The following is a 21,201-nucleotide window of genomic DNA, read 5'->3' on the forward strand; positions in this document are numbered from 1 at the left end:
AGAGGTTGCGCCAACATTAAGGTTTGGCAATGTTGGCGGCGAGAATGCGGAAGACTTAGTCGCTGGTGTGGCGCTCAAGCGCGTCGAGCGCGGTGCGTTCTTCGGCGCTCAGCTCGGTTTGGGGCACGGGCGCGGGGCGGCGGCCAACAATCACCAACACAATCAGACCAACGCCCAACAGCAGCGGCGCGGCGATCCAGAGCAGAAGCGTGTGCTCGTTCAGGCGCGGATTGAGCAGAACATATTCGCCATAGCGGTCGACCAGATATTGCCGCACCGCTTCATCGCTATCGCCGGCGACAAGGCGCTCGCGCACCAGCACGCGCAGATCCTTGGCCAGATCGGCATCGCTGTCATCAATGGACTGGTTCTGGCAGACAAGGCATCGCAGGCCAGCGGAGATATCGCGGGCCCGCTGCTCGAGCACCGGGTCATCAAGCAGCTCGTCCGGGCTGACAGCCAGCGCGGCGCCGCTCAGCAGCAGGGCCAGGCTCAGGGCCAGTGCGCGCAGCCAGATCATTCTGCGGGCTCCAGAGCGGGCGCAGCAGCCCGGCGCGGTGCGCCAATGCGGACACGCCGGTCACTGAGCGAAATGATGCCCGCCAGTGCCATCAGCAGCGTGCCGATCCAGATCAGCGTGATGTAGGGCTTGAACCAGATGCGCACCACATGGGTGTTTTCGAGTGGTTCGCCGAGCTGCAGGTAGAGCTGGGAGAAGCCATAGGTCTGAATGGCCGCCTCCGTGGTGGGCATACCGCTGGCGACATAGGTACGTCGGTCAGCCATGGTGTCGCGCATCTTGCCATCGGGCGCGGTGATGGTGAAGCGCCCCTCATCGGCCACATAATTGGGGCCCGGCACCTGAATGAAGCTGTCAAAAGCCACGACATAGCCGGACAGTTCAGCGCTCTCGCCGGGGTTCAGCGTGGTGACCAGCTCCGTCTCCCACGCACTGGTGGCGACAATGCCCAGGACCGTGACGCCAATCCCGAAATGGGCAATCGCGGTCGCCCAGCTTGCGCGTGGCAGACCGATCAGCCGGCGCCAGCTTTCGGAAACGGGGATACGGCCCAGCCGAGTGCGCTCAACCAGTTCAGCGAAAGCGCCAAAGGCTACCCAGAAGCCGAGCAGCAAGCCCAATGGCGCCAGCGAGATGGATACCCCGCCCAACGCTGAAATCAGGATGGTAAAAAAGATCGCCAGCGCCCCGGCCCACATCAGGCGTTGCGCGGCCGCGACGATATCGGCGCGTTTCCAGGCAAGCATGGGGCCAAAGGGCAGCACCACCAGCAAGGGTGCCATCAGAGCACCAAAGGTGAGATTGAAGAACGGTGCGCCCACCGAGATGGTGGTACCGGCCACTGCATCAAGCAGCAGCGGATAGAGCGTGCCCACCAGCACTGCGCCAACGGCGGTCGCCAGGAACAGGTTGTTCAGGATCAGCGCACCCTCACGACTGACCGGCGCGAACAGCCCCCCTGGCGCAGAGCGGCAGCCCGCAGCGCGAACAGGAAGAAGGCCCCGCCAATCAAAATGGCGAGCATGGTCAGGATCACCAGACCGCGTGTCGGGTCACTGGCAAAGGTATGCACCGATGTCAGAATGCCCGACCGCACAAGGAAGGTGCCCAGCAGCGACAGGCTGAAGGTGATGATGGACAGAAAGATCGTCCATATTTTCAGCGCATTGCGCTTTTCCATCACCAGCGCCGAATGCAGCAGCGCCGTGCCGGCCAGCCATGGCATGAAGCTGGCATTCTCCACGGGGTCCCAGAACCACCAGCCACCCCAGCCGAGTTCGTAATAGGCCCAGTAGGAACCCATCGCGATGCCCAGGGTCAGGAAGGTCCAGCTCAGCATGGCCCAGGGGCGCACCCAGCGCGCCCAGGCCTGATCGATACGGCCCGAGATCAGCGCGGCAATGGCAAAGGAGAAGCAGATCGAGAAGCCGACATAACCCGCATAGAGCAGCGGCGGGTGGATCGCCAGACCGATATCCTGCAGCACGGGGTTGAGGTCATTGCCCTCAAACGGCGCCGGAAAGACCCGCTCGAACGGGTTGGATGTGAAGATGGTGAAACCGGTAAACGCGGCGGTCAGCAGGCTTTGGGTGGCCAGAACCAGGGACAGAAGATCACTGGGCAGGCGGCGACCAAAGGCAGCCACCATGGCGCCAAAGCCGACCAGGATCATGATCCACAGGACCATGGAGCCTTCGTGATTGCCCCAGACGCCGGAGATCTTGAAAATCAGCGGCTTGAGCGAATGGGAATTATTGACCGCCAGCAGCAGCGAGAAATCGGAGGTTACGAACGCCTGGATCAAGGCCAGAAACGCGACCACGACCAAAACGAACTGCAGTACGGCAGCCTGGCGGAGAACCAGTGCAATACGGCTGCCCGAGCGCCAGAACAGGAAACCACCCACCGTTGCCATTGTGGCAATGGCAAAGGCCAGGATCAGGGCGAAATGTCCGAGTTCAATGCTCACTGTGATGCCATCTCCGGCCGCCATTCGCCGCTCGCCTTAAGCGCCTCGACGACTTCCTTGGGGATGTAATTTTCGTCGTGCTTGGCCAGCACATTGGTGGCCGTAAACTCGCCATCGGGCCGCAGACTGCCCTCGGCAACCACCCCCTGCCCTTCGCGGAACAGGTCGGGCAGCAGTCCGACATAATGGGCTGCCACATCGGTAGCGCCATCGGTGACGACAAAGCTGTTGTCCTGACCGTCGCGCACCCAGCTATCGGCCTTGACCAGACCGCCCAGACGGATGGGCTGGCCGATGGCAACGTCGCGGGCGATCACGTCCGAGGGGGAATAGAAAAACACGATCTGGTCGCGCAGCGCCACCAGCACCAGTGTGGTGGCAAGGCCCACCACCACAGCAAAACCGGCGATCACGGCCAATCGCTTCTGCTTGCGGGTCCAACCCGCCTTACGCATGCCGACGGGCGTGGTCATTGCGAAGCTCCATTGATGGTCAGGCCGGAATCGAGCGCCAGCGTGTCGAGATCACCGCGATCAAATGCCAGGGGATAGGCGGCAACAGCGTCGTCAAAGGCAGCCTGCGCCTTGGCCGTATCACCCAGAACGAGATAGGCGCGGACCAATTGGGTCCACTCGTCAATCGGGCCGCCCTGATCGGCAAGACGGGTCGCGAGGCCCGAGACCATCTGGCCGATCATTTCGGCTTCCTGATCATTGCTGGGAGCAACACCATCATTGGTGGCCACCAATAGACCCTGTCGAGCCGCGCCAAGCCAGGGCTCATCCCCCTTGGACAGCGCCAGTGCCCCATTCCAGGCCTCTATGGCGGCGGGGAAGTCTTCCTGACGCGTCAGTTCGGCAGCGATATAAAGCCGCGACAGCACGTGCTGAGGGTCGCTGGCCGCAGCGGCTCGTAACAGGTCCATGGCCTCGGGTGATCCGGCGCCCTGGGCCTGAAACATCAGCGCCTCGGCCAGATTGGTCTGCAGGTCCGCACTCGCCCCATCCAGTTCAATCAGGCGACGATAGGCGTTGGCCGCGTCGGCAAAGCGCCCCAGTTCCATATAGGCGGGGGCGATCACGGTCCAACCGCGCACATCGTCGGGATTGGCCGCCAGGGCGGCTTCGATGCGGGTGATGGCGCTGGTCAGATCGACCGGCTGCTCTGCGGCCTCGGCAACACGCCCGGCCAATGGCTGGCTGGACATGCCGGGATTGCCCAGCACGGCGTAAAGCCCCAGCGCAATGGTGGCGACGCCAGCAAGGCCGACCAGAATGGTGGTGCGACCGACCTGTCTGGTGGCCGCAGCGGCGGGGCCTGCTTCGGCCTTCAAGCGCAGAAGTTCACGGGCCAGTTCGCTTTTGGCAGCCAGCGCATCGGCCTCGCTGAGCTTGCCAGCGGCCTGATCGGCATCAATGCCGGCCAGTACAAGCCCAAAATGGCTGTTGGCATCAGTGATTTCGGGCGAGTTTGCGTTGACCGTATGCGAACCGGCTGCGTAAAAAGCGCAGCGCACGCAATGGTGGTAACGGCGATGGCAATAAACCAGAATATCATGAGCCACAGTTACTTCGCGCCGCCGCGCGGCAATTGCTGCCCATCTATAAGCGGAATATGGCGAAAAACCACAAAAACACGGATCATTGAGGCGGACGCATTGCCACAGGTCAAGCAGGTGGCATGACGCATAGCCCGGTCGACTTTCTGATTATCGGCGCCACACCGTTGGCCCGGCTGCTGGCCGGACTGCTGGCGTCGACCCATGGCAAGTCGGTGCTGCTGCAGGGCGAACGGGCGTCTGGCCTGCGCCTGTCGCGCGATCTGGATCTCTCGGTGGGCGCCATGACGCGACCTGAGAGCTGGGCGCTTTTGAGGGCGACCGCGCCCGAAGCGACCAGACTAATCAGCCGGATCGGCAAACGTGCCGCCATCGCGCGACTCGATCCTGTCGTGTTTGCCGATCACCCTGCGGGACAGCAGGCGCTGGGACATATCCGGCATATGGCAGCTGCCCATGGTGTGGCTGCAGAGCGGACGCCGCTCAATTATCTGGGCGCGGGCCGTCAGGGCGTCGTGCTGCGTGACGCGGTGCTGTTGCGCCGCGCAGCGCTGGGGCCAGCGCTTGACGGGTGGCTCGAACAAAGCGGCGTGCGGCAATTGCCGGCAGATGCCAGGCTGCATATTGCGCGCGATGGCAGCGCCGAAGCCATGCTGGACAACCAGCCAATGACCATTGGTCAGACCATTCTGGCCGACGACGACGCCATTCTGGCGCATCTGCGTGATAGTGCCTGGCCTGCCCTGCTGCACCGACAGAGTGTGAGCACCATCCTGACCGAGCCGACGCTCCCGCTGGCTGCGCCGGTGATGTGCCAACTCGATGATGGTGTGTTGCTGCATCAACAGGCCGAGGGTGGCATTCTCGCCCAGGGGCCGGGCGATATCGCCGCCTTCTCGGCGATGCTCGGCAATCTGCTCGGGGAAAAGCACACGATCGAGCATGCCGGGCAGACGCAGTCCGTGCGTCTGCGCACCAGTGACGGCGCACCCGCTTTGGGACGCCTGCATGGCACGGGGGCCGATATATTGGCGGGGTTCGGTTGTATCGGGGCGTTTCTGGCACCAGCGATTGCCCGCTGGCTGACTGGCACAGCCAACGCCGCCGAGAATGCGTGGTTCGGCGCCCGCCTGATCAATCGCGGCACAGCCAACCGGTCGGTCAGCGATATCGGAGCGGCACGATGAGAGGGCAACCCAACCGGCTGGCCGCGGAAACCGCCGGGCCGTTTTCCGGCAGCGCCATTGACCGCAGGCAACCCCTGCAATTCCGCCTTGATGGCCGCACCATTGCCGGCTTTGTCGGCGATACCGTGCTCAGCGCCGTGCTGGCGTCGGGCGTTGATGCTGTCGGCAAGCGCGGTGACAGCACGCTGGCGCTGTCGCCCCGGTTTGCGCCAGCGATCATTCCGGCAGCACTGGCCACCGACACCCAGCGGGCCCTGGCCATGGAGCGCACGCCGGCCAAAGATGGTGCGGACTATGTAACCCTGGCCCCACACAAGCGACAGGTGCTTATCGATGGCCTGCGCCGTCTGGCATCGCCAAGCACCACGCTGGGTCTGGACCTGGACCATCCAGCGGCCATGCGCCAGCCTTGGCTGACAATTGCCGGGGTGGCGGAAACACCGGCCCAGCTCATCGTGGTGGGCGGCGGCATTGCTGGCATGGCCGCGGCGGTTGCCGCGGCAAATGCGGGTCTGAGTGTGCTGGTGCTCGAAGCCTCCCCACGGCTGGGCGGCCATGCGAGGCTGTTCGGCACGCTTGAGGGCGAAGAAGCGGCCGATGCCAGCTTTGTACGGCTGGGCGCCGCCATTGCCAGCGCGCCAAATATCACCACGCTCACCCATGCCGCAGCTTTCGCGCTGCGGCCCGGCGTGGTGCGTGTGCACATCACCGATGTCTCGGGACCAACACCTACGGCCCGCGTCGTCGACATGCATGCCCCCCATATTGTGCTGGCCACTGGCACAACCGAGCGCCTGCCGCTGTTTGCGGGCAATCGGCTACCCGGTGCGGTCGGGGTGCGCGACGCCTATGATATGGCCGAACATTACGGGGTCTGGTGTGGGCAGTCGGCGGTCTTTGCCACCGCCAGCAGCGCCGCCTATCGTCTGGCCATGCTGGCCCGCGACGCCGGCATTGCCGTTCCGCGCATCATCGATGCACGGCCCCAGCCACAATCGCGCTTCATCGAATACTCCAAGGCCTACGGCATGACGCTGGCGGCGGGCACCATCATCGCCGAGGCGCGGCGGGCTTCGCAGGGGCGTGGCCTGTCCATCACCCCGCAGCTGGCGGTGGATGGCTTTAACCGCACCGAGCCGGGCCTGAAGGTCGATCGTCTGGTGGTCTGCGGCGGCTGGCAGCCCGAACTGAGCCTGTGGCACATGGCGGGCGGCAACAGCCAATGGAATGCCCAGCGGCAACGCCTGGAGGCCGCCAATGGGCCCGACGGTATCGTTCTGGCCGGCAATGCGGCGGGACATCTGGGCCATCAGGCCTGTCTTGAGAGTGGTCAGGCTGCCATTGATGCCCTGCTTGGCCGCGCGCCGCGCAGCGTCAGCGAACATGGCGTCGATCCCATTTACGAAACGCCGGACGCCGCGACGCCAATCGCGCCGATTGCGGGGGCCGGCCATAGCAGCTTCCTTGATGGTGGGCGCAGCTGTATCGAGCGGCCAACCCCGGCCCCGGCGCGCCGGCATGACTGGATCAAGGGCGCATCGGCGCCGGACTGGTCGCTGGCCGATGGTCCCCATGCTCTGGGGGCGCCCGATGTGGCAGCTGGTGTGCAGTTAAGGGAAATTGATCCCGCGCATGCCGGAAGGGTGGCCCAGCAGCGCGTCCCCATGGTGACGATTGCCACAGCAGCAGACAGGGCGCCGACAGCGCATGTATCAGCACCACTGGTCCCGGAGTTCCTGACCGACCGCTATGGCAGCGATGCCGGTTTGTGGCTGGTCAAGCCCCATGATGCACGCTGGCTGGAGGCGGGCGCCCTGATCCAGCCCAATAGCGACGTATCTGATCCTGCAGCGGCGGTTGGCGTGGTGCTGCGGCACGACAAGGATGGTTGTATTGCTTTGCTCAGGGCCGGGTTTGCCCAAGCCGGGCAGACAGCGGCCGTGTGCGAGCCAGGACGTGCGACACCGGTTCGCGTGCTGTCAGCCTATCCGGCAGAGCAAGTCTAGTTGGCGCGTTGAGCCGATGCGCGGGCGCGCTTTAGCGTTTCGGCATATTCGGGGTTGAAGCGCACTTCAGCCATCTTGATGCCGGCATCGAGCCGGGCCGAAATGATCGGATCGGCAGGGTTTTGCCGGATCAGGTCGAGATTGCGCTGCAGCTGCATTTCGAGTGCCTCACCCGACTGGCTCCATGCCTGATCAAACACCGCGTTCAGCGCCATGGAGGCGCGGCATTCGCGGACAGTGGCCAGCAGATAGATGCCGTTGATCGCCGCCAGCAGCCGGTCATTGTCGAGCCGGTCGGTGCTGGCGTCACGGCCCCGGCGCAGCGCCTGATTGAGGTCGGGCACGACATCGCGCAGGCGCGGTTCGATACGATCGGAAACCTGCTTGGTCAGCGATGACAGAATGGCAGCCCATGTGCTGCCGCGCTCAAATTCGATATAGCCGGTCAGGGCCCGCACCAGCCGGTGGAAGCGATCCAGGCCACGACAGATCAGGTCGATATCGGCAAATGGCCCGCTGGGCTGCAGCAGATAGATCTGGTTCTGCGCATGGGCCAGCATGGCGTCGACAACCGGCGCAAAGCCGCTGCGGGCCACCGAGGCTTCAGTGGCATTGCCGGACAGCTTGATGACGGTGGTGACCAGACGGGTCGGATTGACGATCTGGCGCATGGCGGCATGAAACAGCAATGCTGCCAGCGGCGGATCGCGCAGCGGCATGGATTGCAATGCCACGCCGAGCGCGGAATCTTCGCCGATATTGTTGATGGCCTTGCCGAAGGCCGTGGCCTTGGCCAGCAGCGGGCGGGCACGCAGCGCCGACAGGATCTGCGGCAGGGCATCGCGGGCCTCGTCGCTGCCCAGCATGGTGCGCAGGCGGCGGGCGGTTTCGGGGTCCGCATCGGCCTTTTCCAGGGCCTCCTTCATGCGGGCCATGATCTTGGGGAGTTGTGGCTCGAGCACTGCCGAGGTCAGGCTGCCATCAGCAATTTCATCGGGTGAAATGAAATCGGAACAGATGTCGCGGCAGACCCAGGTCCAGCCGGCCACAACGCTGCTGCGGCGAATCGATCCCGGGAACGTAAAGGTCGCGGGATCTTCAACGATCACCACATCGAGCAGCCCCGCAAAAGGCCGCACTGCCGGGCGTCCGGCGCGATTGGTCGGACGTGCGGCAGCGGCTGACGGTTCGGATCGGTTGGCAGCTTGGGACATATAAGCAGTCGGTCTGAGGATAGGTATTGACCTAAGCCTATAGCCCGTTCGTAAATTTTCCCTATCGCCCCAGTGGAAAGACCGCTGTTAGGCGGCAGCTTTCTCCACTGTCCAATTGCCGTTCTGCTCGCGGCAGGCGGTACCCTTTTTCACGAATTCCTGGCCACCGATTTTGACGGTGTGGGTGAAATCGCGGCAATCAAGATTGTTGACGCGGACATAGGGGCCAACGGCCACCGAGCCGGTCGTGCCCTTGTCGCCGGTCCAGGCGCGCGGCGCACCGGGACGGCCGAACTGCAGGGCATAGAACTGGGCGGTGTTGGCGGCAGCGGAATCCTTGGCCGACATCTGTGCCAGGGCGGCCGTATCGACAAAGCCATTGGAAACGCTTGTGGTCAGCAGCGCCTGCTGGGTGGTCTGCGCGGGGCTGGCAACCAATGGGGCCGAATAGACGGGCGTGATCGGCGCAGCGACCGGCGCCTGAGCCACCTGATTGGATCCCGTGCTGGCGCAAGCAGCCAGAGTCAGGGCGAGCAGCGGGGTGGCAATGATGGCGAAGCGGGTCATGTTTCTCGGTCTCTGCGTGGTTGGTAGGGTCTTGTGGTTCCAATGCGGCGAAAGTGCGTCAGGTTGCAGGTCGCGTGACACCGCTCTGGCGGGCTGTCGGCAGGCGCAACTCGACCAACAGGCCACCCAAAACCGAGCGTTTCAGGGCCAGATCGCCGCCATATACATCCACCAGTTCCTTGACGATATCGAGCCCCAAGCCGCTGCCAGGTGTTTTCTCGTCGAGCCTGACACCGCGACGCAACACTTTCTGGGCGTCCTCGGCGCTCAGGCCGGGGCCATTGTCATCAATGGCGAGCAACAGGACCGTGCCTGCACTGCCCTGCTCGGCGCTGAGTCGGACCTCCACCTGTCCCCCGGACCATTTGCAGGCATTGTCGAGCAGATTGCCGGCGATCTCCTCGAGATCGGCCTCGTCCCCCCGGAACCAGGGCAGCGCGTGTTCGTGTGGGTGCAGGGTGATGGCGATATCGGGATGGATCTTGGCCATGACGCGCGACAGACGCGCCATGATCTTGGCGGCATCGGCCTTTTTGCCCACCACTGAGGTACGCGCGGCCAGACGCGCCCGCTCGAGATAGGTCGTGACCATGGTGCTCATCTTGTCGCTTTCGGCCAGCACGACGTCGGCCAGAGCGCCCCTACTGGTGCCCGCCTCGTTGCGCAGCACGGCAATGGGCGTCTTCAGGCCATGGGCGAGATTGCCAACCTGATTGCGCGCGCGCTCGATGATCTGGGTGTTGGAGCGCAGCAATTCGTTGACCTCTTCGGCCAGCGGCGCGATTTCGCGTGGATAGGTGCCGGTTACCGCCGCGCTTTCGCCGGCGCGCACGCTTTCAATAGCCGCGCTCAACCGGTCCACGGGGCGCATGGCAAAGCGGGCAACGATAAAGCTCATCATGGCCAGCATGACCCCGACCGCGCCCAGCACGATAAAGGCCTGACCGCGGAAATTGCCAACCAGTTCAAGGATTTCGCTCAGATTACCGGTGACGATGATTTCATAGGTGTCGGGCCCGATCGTCACCGTGCGCTCGACCACCCGCAGGCTTGTGCCAAAGCTGTCATCCATGATCGCGGTTTGGCGCCCCGAGGCACTCACCGGACCGGGAATATCGGGTGTGTCGATGCCCACCACCGAGCGCGAAAGATTATAGAGCGTGCCGTCGGCATCGCGAATCGCCCAGTACCAGCCCGAGCGCGGCCGGCCAAAACGCGGATCGGCCAGAGCTATGTCCTGGCTTTGCGGGTCACCGGTCTCCAGCAAAGATCCGGCCAGGCTTTCAACATGGAAATCCAGCGTATCCGAGAGCGCTGTATCGAGCGCGCGGGAATAGAGGTCGGTCAGCAAAAAGCCGGTGGCGACCAGCGCCACAACGAGCCAGCCCGCCGACAGCCAGAACAATGATGCGGCGATCGAGCCTTTGCGCATAGCCTCCAGCTCAGTCTTCGGCGATCTGGTAACCCAGACCACGCACGGTCTGAATGCAGTCCTCGGGCAGTTTTTTGCGCAGGCGCCCGACGAACACCTCGATGGTGTTGCTGTCGCGGTCAAAATCCTGATCGTAGAGATGTTCGGTCAGCTCGGTGCGCGAGATCACCTTGCCCTTGTGGTGCATGAGGTAGCTGAGCAGGCGCAGTTCATGGCTGGTCAGCTTGATCGACTGGCCATCAACCGTCACCTTGCCCGAGCGCACATCAAGGCGCACCGTACCCGAGACAATCTCGTTGGAAGCCAGTCCGGCCGCGCGGCGCACCAGAGCCCGCAGACGCGCCAGTACTTCTTCCATATGAAACGGCTTGGCGACATAGTCATCAGCGCCGGCGTCGATGCCCTGCACCTTGTCGCTCCAGCGATCGCGGGCGGTCAGCAACAGCACGGGGGTTGTCTTGCCATCGCGGCGCCAGTTTTCCAGCACCGACAAACCGTCCATCTGGGGCAGGCCGATATCAAGGACGATGGCGTCATAGGGCTCGGTATCACCAAGAAAGTGCCCCTCTTCGCCATCAAAGGCGACATCGACAGCATAGCCGCCTTCGGTCAGGGCGTCCTTGAGCTGCCGATTGAGATTGACGTCGTCTTCGACAACGAGAATGCGCATTGTCTGGCCCCCAGATGCAGTCGGAATGTCTATTGCGCGTCCAGAACCAGGTTCTGCGCTTCGCCGGTCGCGGTCAGCAGACCAATAACATAGACCAGACCGCCTCCCTCGTCACATACCGCAACATTGAGGATTTCCGCGCTGCCGTCGATACCGGCACCGGCCAGCACGGCGGCCAGCGACATGATCTGGCCGGACGATACCGCCTCCTGGATCTGTCGATTATCAAGGCACGATTGCGCGCCGGCCGAGCCAATACCGGCCAGACCAAGCGCCAGAGCAATGGCCAGGGGGGCAAGGCGTTTTGAGAGCAGTGTTTTCATGAGGCCAATCTATGGCGGGCAAGCTGAATGGGACATGAATGGGGCAAGCGGCGCCAGAGGGTCAAGATTTTCATGGCCCGAGACGCCCAATCGCTCTGTCATATCAGCACGCAACAACCCGCCCGCAAGGCTTTCAGGCCTGCGCAATATCGCCCTTGAGCCCCTTGCGCAGGAAGATCACTGCCAGCGCCTCCATGATCAGATGGCCGGCCGAGCCGCCATCTAGCGTTGGCAGATCAATGCCGAGTACCTGCGCCAGTCCGGCCAGCAGCATCAGGGCGGCCGTGATGTAGGTCTTGTACCCGTTCAGGATATCCATGGTCTGTCTCCGTTTGGTGATCGATGGGGCGGCACCGGCAGCGGCCAGCGCTGCCTGCTGAATGGCCGTGACGCGGGCCGACCAGCCCTTGCCGAAGGTGGCGAAACTGGCAAGGCGCGTGAGAAAGGACATGCGACGATCGCACAGCGCATTGATCAGGGTGGCAGCCCCTTCAAGCGCTATACGGGTTTTGAGCGCGCCCAGGGTCAGCGGCCCGATTGCGCCGTCGACCAGCACGCCCAGGTCCCCCTGCAGCGTCCGGATAGCCCGGTCGGGACCGGAATTGACGGCAAAATCAAACAGCGCCAGGTCAAGACCGGGTGGCATCTGATCGGCATTGACCCGGCTCCAGTAGCCCGCCCGGTAGATACGCGCGGCTTCAGCGCGTCCCAGCCCCTGCACATCAGCCTTGGGTAGCGCCCACCAGGGCGAAACATTGCGCCAGCGGGCCAGCGTCTTGCGGGTAATGCCCAGATTGGTGGCGCCGCCCGGATCGCGCGGATGATCGGCATAGCCGCCCTCGTGCTGCAGCACGGCGTTCAGGCAAATTTCAAATCGGGTTTCACTCATTGAACTCTCCCACTGCAGCGTGGCCCGCGCCCAGAACCGGGCTTAGCTGGGCGATGGTGAAGCTGAAACTGGTTGCAGGCGCGCCGAAATCGGCGGTTTGATCAGCGCTCGCATAGGTCGCTGCAGCGTTTTCGGTTTCGATGACGCGTTTGAGTGTGGGTCCATCAAGAATGGTCACCCGATAGGCTTCAGGCGCATGCTCAAGCGTGGTTTGCGCTACGCCCCAGCCATCGGCATCGGCCCGACTGCGCCGCACCCAGGTCAGCGTGATATCGCCACTGTCCCGGCGGGTTGCACGCAGATGGACCGGCGGCAGCGGCAGGGCGGGGTCGGCGTCCACCACCACTGTTTCTTCAATACCCACCGGATCGCTACTGCCAGCATAGATACGGAAACTGCGCGTTTCACCGAGCCAGCCCGGTTCAACCGGCAAGCTGGCCGCTCGACTGTCGAGCACCACGACACGCTGGCCGATTGCCGCAGAACCCATTTCGGGATCGCTTCCCTGCAGCCCGCGCAGCAGCTTGGCCAACCGATAGCGCCCCGGCGCGATCAGGCTGGCCTCTGCGAAACCGATAACCTCCCAACTGCCCGCGTCGCTCTGCACCGCAATGCGGTTGCTGCCGGCCAGTACGGCCAGCGGCTCGGCAGCCGCCAGATGGCCAGCATGGAGCAATACCTCGAGGCTGTGCCCATTGTCCCAGAGGGCTGTTGGCCCCGGCTCCAGCGCCGTCGCCAAGGTGCCGAGATAACCGCGCCGATCCAGATTGAGCACGGATGCACCGGTGGTTTCGTCCACCAGTTGAAGTGTGCCCGGCCAGGGACTGGCATAGCCCGCCAAGAGCAGTCGCGAGCGGCCGGGATTGTCCGGCAAGGGTGGCAGATGGGCCAGCGTCACCAGTGGCACCGCCCGCACAGCGGTGCCACTGCCACCGCGCACGGGCCGGTCAGCTCCCACCGCCTGTGCGGTTTTCGGCACCAGCGTGTGCGCCGTCACCCGTCGCATCAGACCATCGCGGATCTCAGCGATCTCGAACGGACCTTCGGCGAGCCCATCAATCTCCACCAGATCACCCGGCTCGAGCGCCAGTTGATGCGGTGACAGGGCAAACTCCAACGTCTCGCGACGCGCGGCCTGCCCATCAAGCAGGCGTTCGGCCGATAGCCGCGCTGCTGCGCCATCGAGCACAAAGCCCACTGCCTGCGTTGTCAAAGGCCCGTCGTCCTGCGCCACAGCCGTCACCGTGCCGGTCAGATAATCGCGCTCGCGATCAACAAAACTCAGCGCCAGCCGCCCCGGCCGCTCCGCCGGATCCCCTCTTCTGCGCAGGAGATCAGCTGCTTCTCCATGCGCCAGTTCGTCTGGCGCCAACAGCGCAGCCGAACCATGTGCGGCATTGCCCAGATGCAGTCCGGTCGGACGATTGAACAGCCCCTGCCCCGCCACCGCGATCAGCGGCTCCAGGGCGTCGCGCGCCGTGGTCACACGCGTCAGTGCGTAGCCGCTGACAAAGGGCAAAGCTGGTTGCGCCTGCAGTTCGACGCTATGCGCGGTTGCGATAGCGCTGGCCAGTTCATCACTGGACAGCCCGCCCAGCCGCCCGGTCAGCCAATGGCCGTTGCGATGGTTCACGCCATCGGACCAGACTGCACTGAGCGCCGGAAAGGCCGGATATGGCCGGGCGTCCCAGCTCCAGTGATAGATCCGGTCGGTATCGAGCATGCCGGGTGGATTGTTGCCGCCATCGCGCCAATGCGCCTGATGCGCGCGCAGAACCTGACGCTGGATCAATGGGTCCGGCAGACCGCTGGAAAAGTACGGGCGCCCGTTTTCCGCGCTCTTGTCGTCGCCGAAAATATTGGGCTGGTTGGCGCCCTTGTCGACGGCGCCGCAGCCCAGTTCCGTTAGCCAGATTGGCTTTGCGCCCGGCACCCAGGCGGTTGGCGTGCCACTGCGTACCCCATTGGGACGATCATGGTGCGGCTGGCTCCACCAGTTCGCGATATCCTTGAAACGCCAGACCCAGGGCTCTCCATAGGCACCATCGCTGATCGGCGTACGGATCTGGCTGAGCCGATCAGCAGTGCTGGCATAGAACCAGTCATAGCCCTCGCCACCGGCGATATTGCCCTGCAGATAGTCCAGATCGTGCCCGGTATTGGACGAGCTCGCGTCGGCATGGCCGGTGCCGTCGCGCCAATCGGCGAGCGGCATGTAGTTGTCGATCCCTACCGCATCGATATTGGCCGAGGCCCAGAGCGGGTCGAGATGAAAGAACTTTTCGCCGTCAGGCTGGTAGCCCGCATATTCGCTCCAGTCGGCGGCGTAGGTCAGCTTGGTGTCCGGCCCGACAATGGCGCGCACGTCGCTGGCCAAACTCACCAACGCATCGACAAAGGGAAAGCTGTTTCCAGCCCCGCGTACCGTGCTGATGCCCACCATTTCCGAGCCGATAATCAGGGCGTCGACGCCGCCGGCAGCCACCGCCAGTCCGGCATAATGCAGTGCCATCTGCCGGTGGGCCGCAGCAAAGCTTGCCACTTGCGCGCTCGCAGCCGCACTCTGGTCGGGCGAACCGGGCTGGCCCGGCGCCGGGTCACAGGTGATGCGCCCGCGCCAGGGATAGCTTGGCTGCGCTGCGCCGCCATAGGGATTGGGCAGCATATTGTCCGTCGGAATATCCATCATGATGAGCGGATAGAGCGTCACCGACAGGCCACGCGCCTTGAGATCGGCAATCGCGGCCAGCACCGCGCTGTCCGAGGGCGTGCCCCCGTAGGCCGCGCTGCCATTGTGGCTGGATACCACCGGCACATCGCCGCGTGCCAATCCCGCCACCGACCAGTCCGTATCGAGCATGGGCCGGTGCGCCGCCTCGACGCGCGGGCCGATGCTGCACTGGCCGCAGCGTAGATCATCGCCGAACCAGGCGACCACCAGAGCGACGTGCTGCAGGTTCGGACAAAGCGCTGTCAGCTCGTCGATCGACCAGCTCCAGTCGCTGACATGAGGGAAGACGTGGGTATTTTCCCCCACCGTTTCGCCCGGCCCGGCCAGTCGCACGCGCGGCGTCGGATCATAGCCGAACTCTGTCGCGCCGGGGATCACCGTCACCGCCCGAATATTGGCTTCGAGGTCGCCCACGACCCGGCAGAGCTCGACCGAGAGCTGGGGAATGCGATTGCCGAAACGGTTGAGCGGGAGTTGCTCGACCACCAGATAGCAAAGCCCGCGATAGGCGGGCGCGGTGCCTTGGGTCGCTTCAATCAACCCGTCAGGCAATTGATCCTCGGTGCCCCGATAAAACCGCAGCGTCAGACCCTCGGGGTCAAGCAATTGCCCGTCAGCCCAGATACGGCCGAGCCGATGCACTTCGCCCTCGCAGAAGGCCACGGCAAAGCTGGCGCCGACCGCGTCCTGGGTCTGATCGCCGCCGAAGCCTTTGGCCCCGGCATTTTCACCACCCAGCAGTTCCAGCTCGCGGGCCCAGATAATATTGCCTGCGAGCCGGCTCCAGCCAAACAGACGCGGCACCGCCCCGCCTTCGCTGGACCCCTGCAGCCGAATGTCGACGCCGCCCGTCTCGGGCTTTTCTCCAAACAGCGCATTGTCGAGCACACTGCCGGCCAACGCGCCAAGCGCCCGGCCGATAGTGGCACCAATGGGCCCGCCAACCAGCCCGCCGACAGCCTGTCCGGCCAGCGAAAGCGCAAGAGTGGCCATGAGATATTCCTGTGATTGAGGATAAAGGCTGCCTAGTCCGCAGCAAGGCACCCCGGAAACCGGAACCGCCCCGCGACCCGGCGCGCCCAGGCTTCGGTCAGGTTGGCCTCAACAACGCCGAGCCGCTCCTGCGCGTGAATGAACCGCGTCGTTGAAATCAGGATGCCGCAATGCTTGGGTTCGTGCCCGGCCAGCCTGAACAGCACCACCTGCCCGGCTCCCAGCGCGCCATGCTCGACCCGCAGCAGCGCTTCAGCTGCCACCCGCAGGGCCCCGGCATTCAGCGGATCGCGCAGATCGGCACGATAGGGCGGCACCGCCATGGGTTCGCTGCCATACAGCGCCCGCCACACACCGCGCAGCAGGCCCAGGCAATCGCACCCTGCCCCAATTGTCGCCGCCTGATGCCGATAGGGCGTGCCCAGAAAGGCGCGCGCTGCCGTCACCACCGCATCGGGGTTCACGGCACCACCGCCCGTCCATCGAGCGCATCGCCATTGCGCGGATGGCGCAACACGTAGTCGCTGCCTGGAATATGCGGGAAGCCGCGAAAATTGACCGCATTGTCGAACTTGGCCTGACAGGTCGCAAAGCGCCGGTCACACCCGGCCGTCACACTGAGCGTATCGCCCACCGCCACCCAGTCGCCGATCCGGGTGCTGAACCCCAGGACACCTACACTGCCCCGCCGTGCATGGCTCACCACAGCATCGGAAAGCCCACCTCGCCGCCCATCGCTCCACAGCACCGTGCCAAAGCTGAACCAGCCCTCAGCAAAGCCCTCCAGCCCGGTCACGACCGCGCGATAGGGATCATCCAGTGCCGTCACCGTGGCAGAGCCCTGCAGGCTGGGCGTCGCCAGCGTCACCCCACAGCGCGCATCGCCCACACGGGCATCGCACAGGCTCTGATAGATCCGGCCATGCGTCGCGTTAAGCCCCTGCTGGGCCGAGCGCAGTTCGGCACGAAATACCCCGTCCTCGCGCACGACCTCGCCAATGCTGTCGCGCCGCAGCAGCAGGCGCTGGCCCACATCGCTCCAGTTCACCCGCCAGGTCTGCACCTGGGCGCCATCATAGCGCCCGAGCAGAATATCGTCTTCGCTGATCACCTCGGCGCTGAGCACGCCGAGCACCTCGCTGGTCTGCACCTGCGCGCCCAACCGCGCCGGCACCTCGCTGCCATCGAGCCCATTGGCCGGCGTGTAGGCTGTACCATCAAAACTCAGAACCCGGTCATGATCGGTAAAGCCGAGCACCACGCCATCGCCCCGCGTCAGCTTCCAGCAATGGCACAGCGTGGTCTCGCTCTGCGCCAGATGCGCCGCCAGTCCGATATCGAGCGTTCTCATGGCAGAAGCTCCACTAGCGGAATGCTGGGTACTTCGGCACCATCGAAGCTGGTCAGTTCGACATCGAGCCGGTCGGTGTCAAAGCGGACCGGCACGTCAAACAGAAACCCGGCGGTGACGGCCACACCCAGCCCCGGCGCCATATCAAAGCTGACCAATCCCGTGGTCAGATCCACCGTCCAGCCATTGAGCTGCTCCGCCCCGTCGAGCGCCACCCGCACCGAACCCGATACGGGCCGCGTGATGGGCCGCAGATAGGGATCAAAATCAGCGCCATAGCGCTTGGTCAGTGCAAACGCGGTCTGCGCCCCGTCCCCGGTGCCGATCGCCTGATCCAGCGGGCTTGGCATTGTCCCCGCACTGGAGAAGTCGAGCCCATCACGCCACAGAAAGCCATGCAGCCGGCCACGCCGCTCCTCGAAGAACGCCAGCACCGCCGCCATATCGGCGCGTGATTTTACGCCATAACCCGCATTGTAGCGCCGCCGCGAATAGTGCCAGCGTCCATTGCGCTGCTCACCGCCACCGGCCAGCGTGACCACATCGGTTCTGCGCTCCGGCCCACCCCGCGCCCCCAGCGCGACATCAAGCGGGAAACGGATGGAATGAAAGGCCATGAAGATCTCCAACTGCTGCGCACCCCCACCCAACCTCCCCCTGAAGGGGGAGGGGTAGGTTGGTGAAAGGTGCTCGATCTTGGTTCCGCCTCCGCGCCATCCCTCCCCCTTCAGGGGGAGGTTAGGTGGGGGTATTGCTAGCTCGCGCGCGTGCCGCGCTTGACGGCGCGCAACAGCATGGCGCTGAGCTCAGCCTCGCTCGCCGCGAAGCTGCGGGCATCACTGGCCGTCACATTGAAGGTCACATTGATCGCGCCGCCACCACCGCTACCAACGCCCAGCCGACCGTCACTGCCGCGCTGCAGTGGCAACACCGCTTCCGCGCCTGCCTCGCCCATCACGCCCACGCCCTGCCCCAGCGGGAAATAGCTCGGGCTGGCGATCACGCCGCCCTTGGCAAAGGGCGTCACGCCCCCCAGCGCCGGATTGGTGGCGGCAAAAAGATTGCCCACCATCCCGCCAACCAGATCGCCCAGCGGCCGAATGGCGGCCTTGAGCGCGATATCGGCAAAGCTCTTGGCGATGTCGCCGAGCAGGGATTTGAACGACTTGCCGTCACTGAGCGCCCCGCGAAACGCATTGCTGATGGAGCGGGCAACGCCATCGGCCAGATCGCCAATGCGGTCGAGTTCGAGCGACACATCGCTCAATTCGTCACGAAAATTGTCGGCAAACAGATCATCGGCCATCGGGAAAACGCTCCATCAGATCACTGAGATCGCCACGGCTGAGCGGACCGGTCGGCGCGCCCATAATGGCGCCCCAGGCTGCTGCCAGTTCACGCGGCGTCAGCGCCCAGAAATCGCGGGCTGGCAGGCGCAGCACGCCCAGCCCAAAACCCATCGCCGGGCCCCAGGGAAACGGCGTCATGTGCCTTCTCCAAATGTTGCCTTAAGCAGGCGCGCAGCAATCTCGGCGGCGCCCTTGAGCCCGCCTTCAATGCTCAACCGCGCCAGATCATCATCGCTGAGTTCATTGCCGCCACCGCGCAGGCCGGCGCCCAGAATGGCGGTCAGATCGGAAGCAGAAACCCGCCCGCCAGAAAAGCGCTCTGCCAGTCCCACCAGATCCCCGGCCTGCAGTCGCGCCTCCAGCTCGGCCAGAGCGCCCAGCGTCAGGCACAGTGTCAGCGTCTCGCCGCCAATGACGGCGTCAATTTCCCCGCGTTGGGTGATGGCCATGTTCGTGGTCCTTTCGGTGAGTGCCTAGAGCGCGGCAAAGCTGAGCTCGCCCGCACTTTCCAGCGCCAGGTCGAACGTCACCTCGCCGGCATGGTCGCCAGAGAATTCCAGCGCCACGATCTGGAAGGGCCCGGTGACGGTGCCGAAATCGGGGATGATCAACTGCCAGTCCCGCAATGTGCCGGCAAAGAACAGGGCGCGGATCTGCGCGTCAGAAGCGCCATCCTTGAATACCCCGGCACCCGACACCGAGGCGCGTTTCACCCCACCGCCAGCCAGCAATTCGCGCCAGCGTCCGGCGCTTTCCTGGTCGGTGGTGTCGACGGCCGCAGCATTGAACGCCAGCGCGCGCGTGCGCAGCCCCGCCACGGTAAGAAAACTGCCCGACCCGGTCTGGTCGAGCTTGAGCAGCATGTTGCTGCCGCTTTGAGCGGCCATGAGATTTGCCTTTCAAGAATTGCCACGGCGCCGTGCTAGCCACCCCACCCTCAATCCCTCCCCATCAAGGGGAGGGAGGCGCCAGATCGGATGTCCGTGTTCATCGTCTCCCTCCCCCTTTTGGGGAGGGATCAAGGGTGGGGGTGACGCTGCGGACGCTGCCCTAGCTTGCCGCGCTGAACACCCGGATCGCCACGGCGGCCCGCGCCAGCCCGGTATCGTCGTCGATCACGGTGTCAGTGCGCACATGGCCGATATGGCTGAGCGCCAGTTCCGGTGCCTCGAGCGCCAGTGTCACCGCTACCACCCGCTCGGCCATGTCGAGCGCGCGCTGGCGGCTGGGTTGGTCGCCCCAGCAATGCAGCTGCAGGCGGTGTTCCTGCCCCGGTGCCAGATCAACATTGCGCGTCAACACGTCGTGGCGGGCAATCAGCACATAGGGCGGCGCTCGCCCCCGGGGCGCAGCATCGAAGACGCCGTCATCGCCAATGATTGCGCGCAGCGCGACATCGGCTTTGAGCGCGGCGACCAATGCCGTCTGCAGAACGGTGATCGGGTGCATGGCCTACCCCGTGAAGCTGGTTTCGCTGCAGGCGCAGCTGAGATAGGCGCGGCGGCCATTGAGGTCGGCGGCGCTCACCACATCCAGGTTGCGCCCGCGATAAAGAATGCGGTCACCCGGTTTGATATCGGTGCGAAAACGCAGCACCACAGCGTGCGAAATCTCCACCGCACGGCCGTCGGCGCTGGTGCCCTGCCGCCCGCGCAGCGAGCGTACCCGCGCCCACACGGCGGTCAGCGGCACAAACACCGTGCCATGGCCGCCCGAATTGTCGGCGGCCATTTCGCGCCGTTTGAGCTGCACGCGGTCGGTCAGTGTGCCAATGGGCGGAACGCGCTCGCTCATAGCCGCACCCGCTTGTGAGGCGCCACCAACCGGTCAAAGCCGCTGGGCACCACAGCGCCCGAGCCCGCCACGATCACCGCATCGCGATGCTCAAACCAATAGCCGACCAGCACCAGCAGCGCCTGGCGGATATCGGCAGGCACATCCTCGGGCTCGGTCCCGAAGCCGGCGACATAGTCGACCTCAATCCCCTGCCGCTCCCGCAGCACCGGCATGCCCGCCACACTGGCTGGCAAGAGCAGCCGGTCGGGCTCGCTCAGAAACTGCGCCAGAGGCACTTCATGCCCTGCGCCATCACCATCGTACGCGGTGATCTCGGTAACGCTGATGAACGGGCTCACCGGCAGTTTCACCTGCCGATCTTCTGGCCAGGCGTCCAGCACCACGCGCCAGCTCTGCGCCAGCAGTGCCTGCCCGGTCACGCCCTCGACATGCAGCCGTGCCGCGCCGATCAGCGTAGCGATCAACCCGTCCTCGGCACTGTCATCGACCTTGAGAAAAGCCCTGGCCTCGGCAAGCGAAACCGGCTCCTCGGCGGGTCCCGCGAGAAGATAAGACGTCATGTTTTCTACCTTCTGATTTGTTAGCCGAGTTTTCGGTCGACCTCCCTCCCCCTTGTGGGGAGGGTGGCCCCGAAGGGGTCGGGTG

At 64.5% G+C, this 21,201-nt stretch carries 22 protein-coding genes and 1 pseudogene; 2 read left to right on the top strand and 21 right to left on the bottom strand.

Features of this window, described 5'->3' with window-relative positions:
• Nucleotides 1-55: 55 nt before the first annotated feature.
• The 4 genes and pseudogenes from AC0L37_RS12310 to ccmI form a co-directional block, all read right to left on the bottom strand.
• Complete coding sequence (locus AC0L37_RS12310) at nucleotides 56-520, bottom strand: cytochrome c-type biogenesis protein (protein WP_473313010.1); 465 nt, start codon at nucleotides 518-520, stop codon at nucleotides 56-58.
• Nucleotides 517-2,489 (bottom strand): annotated as a pseudogene (locus AC0L37_RS12315) (heme lyase CcmF/NrfE family subunit). The gene AC0L37_RS12310 and the pseudogene AC0L37_RS12315 overlap by 4 nt, the downstream one beginning before the upstream one ends.
• Nucleotides 2,486-2,962, bottom strand: coding sequence for a cytochrome c maturation protein CcmE (gene ccmE, locus AC0L37_RS12320; protein ID WP_249327640.1), 477 nt, complete (start codon nucleotides 2,960-2,962; stop codon nucleotides 2,486-2,488). The pseudogene AC0L37_RS12315 and the gene ccmE overlap by 4 nt, the downstream one beginning before the upstream one ends.
• Nucleotides 2,959-4,053, bottom strand: a complete 1,095-nt coding sequence (ccmI, locus tag AC0L37_RS12325; RefSeq protein ID WP_282220975.1) for a c-type cytochrome biogenesis protein CcmI — start codon at nucleotides 4,051-4,053, stop codon at nucleotides 2,959-2,961. The genes ccmE and ccmI overlap by 4 nt, the downstream gene beginning before the upstream one ends.
• Before the next feature lie 116 nt (nucleotides 4,054-4,169).
• Here ccmI and AC0L37_RS12330 point away from each other — a divergent pair, with 116 nt between their 5' ends.
• Together AC0L37_RS12330 and AC0L37_RS12335 are read left to right on the top strand one after the other, a co-directional pair.
• The gene (locus tag AC0L37_RS12330; protein WP_282220974.1) at nucleotides 4,170-5,234 is read left to right on the top strand and encodes a hypothetical protein; all 1,065 of its coding nucleotides are present in this window, start codon (nucleotides 4,170-4,172) and stop codon (nucleotides 5,232-5,234) included.
• Nucleotides 5,231-7,240: an FAD-dependent oxidoreductase gene (locus tag AC0L37_RS12335; protein WP_282220973.1), complete on the top strand. Its 2,010-nt coding sequence runs from the start codon at nucleotides 5,231-5,233 to the stop codon at nucleotides 7,238-7,240. The genes AC0L37_RS12330 and AC0L37_RS12335 overlap by 4 nt, the downstream gene beginning before the upstream one ends.
• Here the strand turns inward: AC0L37_RS12335 and AC0L37_RS12340 are convergent.
• From AC0L37_RS12340 to AC0L37_RS12420, 17 genes are all read right to left on the bottom strand, one after another.
• Nucleotides 7,237-8,454: a hypothetical protein gene (locus AC0L37_RS12340; protein WP_212658596.1), complete on the bottom strand. Its 1,218-nt coding sequence runs from the start codon at nucleotides 8,452-8,454 to the stop codon at nucleotides 7,237-7,239. The two genes, AC0L37_RS12335 and AC0L37_RS12340, sit on opposite strands and share 4 nt — an antisense overlap.
• 87 nt (nucleotides 8,455-8,541) lie before the next feature.
• Entirely contained in the window at nucleotides 8,542-9,021 is a 480-nt protein-coding gene (locus AC0L37_RS12345) for an RT0821/Lpp0805 family surface protein (protein WP_212658597.1), read from the bottom strand.
• A 58-nt stretch (nucleotides 9,022-9,079) separates the two neighbouring features.
• Nucleotides 9,080-10,453, bottom strand: coding sequence for an ATP-binding protein (locus tag AC0L37_RS12350; RefSeq protein ID WP_282220972.1), 1,374 nt, complete (start codon nucleotides 10,451-10,453; stop codon nucleotides 9,080-9,082).
• A gap of 10 nt (nucleotides 10,454-10,463) precedes the next feature.
• The gene (locus tag AC0L37_RS12355) at nucleotides 10,464-11,123 is read right to left on the bottom strand and encodes a response regulator transcription factor (RefSeq protein ID WP_212658599.1); all 660 of its coding nucleotides are present in this window, start codon (nucleotides 11,121-11,123) and stop codon (nucleotides 10,464-10,466) included.
• A 29-nt stretch (nucleotides 11,124-11,152) separates the two neighbouring features.
• A complete protein-coding gene (locus AC0L37_RS12360) occupies nucleotides 11,153-11,446 on the bottom strand; it encodes a hypothetical protein (protein ID WP_282220971.1) in 294 nt (97 codons plus the stop codon).
• A gap of 133 nt (nucleotides 11,447-11,579) precedes the next feature.
• Entirely contained in the window at nucleotides 11,580-12,335 is a 756-nt protein-coding gene (locus tag AC0L37_RS12365) for a glycoside hydrolase family 108 protein (RefSeq protein WP_282220970.1), read from the bottom strand.
• Complete coding sequence (locus AC0L37_RS12370) at nucleotides 12,328-16,059, bottom strand: baseplate multidomain protein megatron (protein ID WP_473313015.1); 3,732 nt, start codon at nucleotides 16,057-16,059, stop codon at nucleotides 12,328-12,330. Before AC0L37_RS12370 ends, AC0L37_RS12365 begins: the two co-directional genes overlap by 8 nt.
• 32 nt (nucleotides 16,060-16,091) lie before the next feature.
• Nucleotides 16,092-16,523: an NlpC/P60 family protein gene (locus tag AC0L37_RS12375; protein ID WP_282220967.1), complete on the bottom strand. Its 432-nt coding sequence runs from the start codon at nucleotides 16,521-16,523 to the stop codon at nucleotides 16,092-16,094.
• A complete protein-coding gene (locus AC0L37_RS12380) occupies nucleotides 16,520-17,410 on the bottom strand; it encodes a DUF2163 domain-containing protein (RefSeq protein ID WP_282220966.1) in 891 nt (296 codons plus the stop codon). Before AC0L37_RS12380 ends, AC0L37_RS12375 begins: the two co-directional genes overlap by 4 nt.
• Nucleotides 17,407-18,027 (bottom strand): DUF2460 domain-containing protein, encoded by a 621-nt coding sequence (locus AC0L37_RS12385; RefSeq protein WP_282220965.1) that lies wholly within the window; start codon nucleotides 18,025-18,027, stop codon nucleotides 17,407-17,409. The genes AC0L37_RS12380 and AC0L37_RS12385 overlap by 4 nt, the downstream gene beginning before the upstream one ends.
• A 137-nt stretch (nucleotides 18,028-18,164) precedes the next feature.
• Nucleotides 18,165-18,716 carry a phage tail tape measure protein gene (locus AC0L37_RS12390; RefSeq protein WP_282220964.1) on the bottom strand — a complete coding sequence of 184 codons (552 nt, stop codon included), beginning with the start codon at nucleotides 18,714-18,716 and terminating at the stop codon, nucleotides 18,165-18,167.
• Nucleotides 18,706-18,897: a rcc01693 family protein gene (locus AC0L37_RS12395; protein WP_282220963.1), complete on the bottom strand. Its 192-nt coding sequence runs from the start codon at nucleotides 18,895-18,897 to the stop codon at nucleotides 18,706-18,708. Before AC0L37_RS12395 ends, AC0L37_RS12390 begins: the two co-directional genes overlap by 11 nt.
• The gene (locus tag AC0L37_RS12400) at nucleotides 18,894-19,208 is read right to left on the bottom strand and encodes a gene transfer agent family protein (RefSeq protein ID WP_282220962.1); all 315 of its coding nucleotides are present in this window, start codon (nucleotides 19,206-19,208) and stop codon (nucleotides 18,894-18,896) included. The genes AC0L37_RS12395 and AC0L37_RS12400 overlap by 4 nt, the downstream gene beginning before the upstream one ends.
• A gap of 24 nt (nucleotides 19,209-19,232) precedes the next feature.
• Nucleotides 19,233-19,646, bottom strand: coding sequence for a phage major tail protein, TP901-1 family (locus AC0L37_RS12405; protein ID WP_212658609.1), 414 nt, complete (start codon nucleotides 19,644-19,646; stop codon nucleotides 19,233-19,235).
• Nucleotides 19,647-19,809: 163 nt separating this feature from the next.
• Nucleotides 19,810-20,208 (bottom strand): DUF3168 domain-containing protein, encoded by a 399-nt coding sequence (locus tag AC0L37_RS12410; protein ID WP_282220961.1) that lies wholly within the window; start codon nucleotides 20,206-20,208, stop codon nucleotides 19,810-19,812.
• Nucleotides 20,209-20,211: 3 nt separating this feature from the next.
• Entirely contained in the window at nucleotides 20,212-20,553 is a 342-nt protein-coding gene (locus tag AC0L37_RS12415; protein WP_269368324.1) for a phage head closure protein, read from the bottom strand.
• Entirely contained in the window at nucleotides 20,550-21,116 is a 567-nt protein-coding gene (locus AC0L37_RS12420) for a head-tail connector protein (RefSeq protein WP_212658612.1), read from the bottom strand. The genes AC0L37_RS12415 and AC0L37_RS12420 overlap by 4 nt, the downstream gene beginning before the upstream one ends.
• Between the last annotated feature and the right edge of the window lie 85 nt (nucleotides 21,117-21,201).

The organism is Devosia sp. J2-20, assembly GCF_055808475.1.

Excerpts from the sequence above, each read along its gene's own strand:
- AC0L37_RS12310 (WP_473313010.1), bottom strand. The coding sequence starts at position 520 with ATGATCTGGCTGCGCGCACTGGCCCTGAGCCTGGCCCTGCTGCTGAGC.
- AC0L37_RS12415 (WP_269368324.1), bottom strand. The coding sequence starts at position 20,553 with ATGAGCGAGCGCGTTCCGCCCATTGGCACACTGACCGACCGCGTGCAG.
- AC0L37_RS12365 (WP_282220970.1), bottom strand. The coding sequence starts at position 12,335 with ATGAGTGAAACCCGATTTGAAATTTGCCTGAACGCCGTGCTGCAGCAC.
- AC0L37_RS12420 (WP_212658612.1), bottom strand. The coding sequence starts at position 21,116 with ATGACGTCTTATCTTCTCGCGGGACCCGCCGAGGAGCCGGTTTCGCTT.
- AC0L37_RS12355 (WP_212658599.1), bottom strand. The coding sequence starts at position 11,123 with ATGCGCATTCTCGTTGTCGAAGACGACGTCAATCTCAATCGGCAGCTC.
- AC0L37_RS12385 (WP_282220965.1), bottom strand. The coding sequence starts at position 18,027 with ATGGCCTTTCATTCCATCCGTTTCCCGCTTGATGTCGCGCTGGGGGCG.
- AC0L37_RS12370 (WP_473313015.1), bottom strand. The coding sequence starts at position 16,059 with ATGGCCACTCTTGCGCTTTCGCTGGCCGGACAGGCTGTCGGCGGGCTG.
- AC0L37_RS12405 (WP_212658609.1), bottom strand. The coding sequence starts at position 19,646 with ATGGCCGCTCAAAGCGGCAGCAACATGCTGCTCAAGCTCGACCAGACC.
- AC0L37_RS12335 (WP_282220973.1), top strand. The coding sequence starts at position 5,231 with ATGAGAGGGCAACCCAACCGGCTGGCCGCGGAAACCGCCGGGCCGTTT.
- AC0L37_RS12340 (WP_212658596.1), bottom strand. The coding sequence starts at position 8,454 with ATGTCCCAAGCTGCCAACCGATCCGAACCGTCAGCCGCTGCCGCACGT.
- AC0L37_RS12410 (WP_282220961.1), bottom strand. The coding sequence starts at position 20,208 with ATGCACCCGATCACCGTTCTGCAGACGGCATTGGTCGCCGCGCTCAAA.
- AC0L37_RS12360 (WP_282220971.1), bottom strand. The coding sequence starts at position 11,446 with ATGAAAACACTGCTCTCAAAACGCCTTGCCCCCCTGGCCATTGCTCTG.
- AC0L37_RS12350 (WP_282220972.1), bottom strand. The coding sequence starts at position 10,453 with ATGCGCAAAGGCTCGATCGCCGCATCATTGTTCTGGCTGTCGGCGGGC.
- AC0L37_RS12395 (WP_282220963.1), bottom strand. The coding sequence starts at position 18,897 with ATGACGCCGTTTCCCTGGGGCCCGGCGATGGGTTTTGGGCTGGGCGTG.
- AC0L37_RS12400 (WP_282220962.1), bottom strand. The coding sequence starts at position 19,208 with ATGGCCATCACCCAACGCGGGGAAATTGACGCCGTCATTGGCGGCGAG.
- AC0L37_RS12330 (WP_282220974.1), top strand. The coding sequence starts at position 4,170 with ATGACGCATAGCCCGGTCGACTTTCTGATTATCGGCGCCACACCGTTG.
- AC0L37_RS12390 (WP_282220964.1), bottom strand. The coding sequence starts at position 18,716 with ATGGCCGATGATCTGTTTGCCGACAATTTTCGTGACGAATTGAGCGAT.
- AC0L37_RS12380 (WP_282220966.1), bottom strand. The coding sequence starts at position 17,410 with ATGAGAACGCTCGATATCGGACTGGCGGCGCATCTGGCGCAGAGCGAG.
- AC0L37_RS12345 (WP_212658597.1), bottom strand. The coding sequence starts at position 9,021 with ATGACCCGCTTCGCCATCATTGCCACCCCGCTGCTCGCCCTGACTCTG.
- ccmE (WP_249327640.1), bottom strand. The coding sequence starts at position 2,962 with ATGACCACGCCCGTCGGCATGCGTAAGGCGGGTTGGACCCGCAAGCAG.